Here is a 3,013-nt window from a genome sequence, read left to right on the forward strand (position 1 = left end):
CAAGCGCATTCAGAACTACATCAGGTGATTGTCCTGAAGTAAATCCGGTTTTAAATGCAAGAACTACTTCAATTGGAGATTGTACATAACCAACTGCACTTGTTTCTTGGTCATTATAACACCTGATAGACAACTGATCGTAATCATTATCTTCTTTGGCTACAGAAAGCGCATCTTCATGTAAGAAGTCTCTCCTATAGGTATTACCCATATTTCCCTGGTAGAACCATTCTTTTTCTACCATTTCTTTACCTTCTCCTGCACCAGGTTTAGCATCTTGACTGTTAGCAATAACAGTACCGCTTAAACCTCCGGCATTAACATCGAATCTATATACTCCATAAGGGAATTTACCTTTCTTGAACTTCTTGTCCAACCCGGTGAATTTAACACCCCAATCTGCACTTGAAGCATTTGATTCACTCATGTATTCCCATGAACCGGTTCCGTTAGTTGCATCGGCACCTTCATATGGTCTATCAAGCTTATGATAACCAGCAGTATTGTCAACACTCAACAGCTTATAAACAGGATCAGAAGTCGATTGACCTCCTATTCTAACTACTTGTCCACTAGACAGAGTCTCATCTGTTTCTACCCACTGTGAACCGTTATAAACGGTAAGTGAGTTACTAGGAGCAGAAGTAGTCGTATTGCTTGTCAGACACTCTGTTTTAATAGGTTTGTGCTGTTTCCTGTTAAATGTTTTCTGAAGTGCGTTTGCTATACCAAGTGCTACTTCCATTTGAGTATCATTACTTTGGACTTCATATGCTGTTGTCTCAAGAGTTTGATTTCCCTGACCTTGTCTTGTGTCTTCATAAAATTCAACTCTTGGAGTAACTAATGTTCCTCCTGTAAAGCCGGTTAAACTATTTCCTGATCCATCATATCCCATGTATGTGATCTGATTCTGGTTTGAGGAGTAAGATACTCCTGTATAACCAAGCAAGTTATCTTTCTTTAGTTTTGGAGTTCTGTAAATTTGATCTCCATTTCTAAAGGCAATAATAACTCCATCATTGGCTGCTAAATCATCTGAACCAATGTTGTTCTCGGTAAGTACATTGTTCATAGCATTTACAACAACCATCTCTCCGTCATTAAGATTGTCAACTTCTTTTAACCTATCTCCATGACTAAGAGCTGTGGCTCCTGTATAATTACTAACATACATATACCTTACATTGTCTTGTCTCATAACTGTAAAAATTTAATTCAACATCTATTTCTCTTCTTCTTTATATTTCCGACCAGCTAAACTAACCACTCGGTTTACTATATTCTCATGTGTGCTTTCATCTAATTCACAATCTTGACTGTCAGTTGGATGAAGAACTATATTCTGAGGTCTTCTTATATATCTAACTGTATATTCACTAATTTCATCATCTTCTCTATGTATCAACTCATGTTTTTTTGCGCCAGTAGCACCTGTGAATCCAAAATCTAATCTCCAGACCAAATCTTCATTCGGATATAGAAAAGGATTCTCTATATTCTCTAAATATTCATCATGAGTTTTTGGTGTTACTTTTGTTATTTCACCGTTAACTAAACATTTTTCTTCTATTCCATATAGATAATTTCCGGGTAAAGTAACAAACACTCCATTTTTATGTAATTCTTCTGATGTATCATCAAAATCTGTTGTTGTAAATGAAGTTATAAGATTTCCTATTTCTCTTCTTATCTTTTCAGTAGACTCAAATTTTGTTTGTGTGCTCCCCACAACTCTACTATAGATATCTTTTAACTCAATATCCTGAGAATAATTTAAATAACTCTCAATTTCGTGAGTAGTAATACGCATAGGCGTTATATTGTCTAATTGCCCTATACGTTTTTCTATTTCGAATTGCATTTCTAAAGCATTCATTCTTCTTGCTCTTTTTGAATTTCTTCTTTTTGTCTGCTAAGATACAGCCTTACTGCATAATCAGCTATATCATAATGCCAATGTAGTGGCAATTCACATTCATTACCTGTTTGTAAATCCAATTCTCTTGGCTGTTTCAAATACATAAGATTAAAACTATTAATAGTCGTATATGCATCATGAATTATATATATTGCCTGATCTACTAAATATACAAGTGGATTTAATATTATAGGCCAATTCCCAACACCACTTATAGTCTTTATCAGTGAATCTAATCCTATAATTCTATTTTCAGCCCACTCACCTGTTACTTTTTGTAGTTTCTCTCTATCCATATTAACTGATGATCTTACATAATAAAGGTAATCATCAGGTAAAGTATCAATTTTTTTTGCGTGATCTCCATATCCGGATTCTGCATCTGTTGGAGTAAGATCAGTATCTACTTTTATAAGCTCCGAAATTTCATCATAACTTTTATTAAGTGCATAAACTATTTCATAAGGACTCTGATATGACAAAAATTTCTCCTTCAAGTATTGATTCTGGGCTTTATTTAAATACCCTTCAATATCATAAGGATTCAATCTATCAGCCGTAGAGTATATTTTATATACACTTTCAGCTAATCTGTTGAATTCTATCATTAATTGTGTAGTAGTCATAACGATGTCTGTTGTTCTTCATTTGATTGAATATTATATCTCTGTTCAGATAGAGAACTTGGAGCTATTGATTTTCTAACCGCAATCTGTATCATATCATCATGCATATTATCCGGTAAATCAATTTCATCTGTTGAGCCCAACTCTGCTATTGGTTGAGGTCTCCTGATATAAGTAAGCTTTAGTGATGTAACATCCAAGGTAAAAGAATCAACTTTTAAATAAAGTTTATCATCAGCAATCAAAACCCTAGGTTCTATAAAATGATTTCTTTTCCCGTATTCTTCAAAATTATCAACCCAATCATGCCTTATAAAAATATTTTTAAAATTTAATCCTGTACCTTCCGGATAATCACTTCTGTCAACTTTACTTTTTGATCTTATATAAAACAAAAGACCTGTACTTCCGGTTGGAAGTTGACATTCATACTCATAAACTGTAGATGCCGTTGGTGTCAAAGAAC

The 3,013-nt window shown here is 34.1% G+C and carries 4 protein-coding genes; all 4 read right to left on the minus strand.

The annotated features are described in order from the left end of the window. Window positions 1-1,201, minus strand: a 1,201-nt coding sequence (locus QZ276_RS09400) for a hypothetical protein (protein ID WP_292487414.1), incomplete at its 3' end; no start/stop codon positions are given. Window positions 1,202-1,225: 24 nt separating this feature from the next. Then, the gene (locus QZ276_RS09405; RefSeq protein WP_292487416.1) at window positions 1,226-1,879 is read right to left on the minus strand and encodes a hypothetical protein; all 654 of its coding nucleotides are present in this window, start codon (window positions 1,877-1,879) and stop codon (window positions 1,226-1,228) included. Beyond that, on the minus strand, window positions 1,876-2,547 hold the full coding sequence (locus QZ276_RS09410; protein ID WP_292487418.1) for a hypothetical protein: 672 nt from the start codon (window positions 2,545-2,547) through the stop codon (window positions 1,876-1,878). The genes QZ276_RS09405 and QZ276_RS09410 overlap by 4 nt, the downstream gene beginning before the upstream one ends. Next, window positions 2,544-3,013, minus strand: a 470-nt coding sequence (locus QZ276_RS09415; RefSeq protein WP_292487419.1) for a hypothetical protein, incomplete at its 5' end; no start/stop codon positions are given. The genes QZ276_RS09410 and QZ276_RS09415, both read right to left, overlap by 4 nt.

Source organism: Methanohalobium sp. (genome assembly GCF_018609725.1).
In the GTDB taxonomy this organism is placed as follows: Archaea; Halobacteriota; Methanosarcinia; order Methanosarcinales; family Methanosarcinaceae; genus Methanohalobium.